Source organism: Shigella sp. SIG6 (assembly GCF_053555815.1).
In genome coordinates, this window is record NZ_JBQZXC010000311.1 from 1 (window position 1) to 539 (window position 539).

A 539-nucleotide genomic window follows, 5' to 3' on the forward strand; every position below is an offset into this window, starting at 1 on the left:
AGTAATGAAGTGACAAACTCACCGTCGCGCAAGATAAATCCGTCCGTCACTCGGGCATCCACAAAATTAATTAACGCAGCCCCATTTTTTTGCAAACACACAATGCGGTAATGACTAACAATATTTCCATTTTCAACGCACACAGCATAGAGGCCATCTTCACAAAAAATTTTACGCAGTTCTTCGATGTTCATCATCAGAATCCTTCCAGATAAGTAGCACTCCCCTGTTCGGGGTCCATCCCTTTTATCCCTGCGCGCTACTTAAGTATTTTTGATTCTATTCCGGCACCATCCAGAACTTCAAATGCGTTGAAAATAAAAACAAAAACCCGCCGAAGCGGGTTAAGTGCGGGTGCGTTGAGGATGCCTGCCACATCAGAGGTGGCGAGGGATTTCTCACTCGCCGGGTCTCTTACTCCTCAGGTTCGTAAGCTGTGAAGACAGCGACCTCCGTCTGGCCGGTTCGGATTCGTACCTCGCAGAGGTCTTTCCTCGTTACCAGTGCCGTCACTATGACGGTTAAACAGATGACGATCA

2 protein-coding genes are annotated in these 539 nt (G+C 47.5%); both read right to left on the reverse strand.

Features of this window, described 5'->3' with window-relative positions; genetic code table 11:
* On the reverse strand, positions 1-197 hold a 197-nt coding region (rem, locus tag ACUU1M_RS20545; RefSeq protein ID WP_449144792.1), incomplete at its 3' end, for a protein Rem.
* A gap of 217 nt (positions 198-414) precedes the next feature.
* Complete coding sequence (locus tag ACUU1M_RS20550; RefSeq protein ID WP_071998624.1) at positions 415-537, reverse strand: Hok/Gef family protein; 123 nt, start codon at positions 535-537, stop codon at positions 415-417.
* Positions 538-539: the final 2 nt, after the last annotated feature.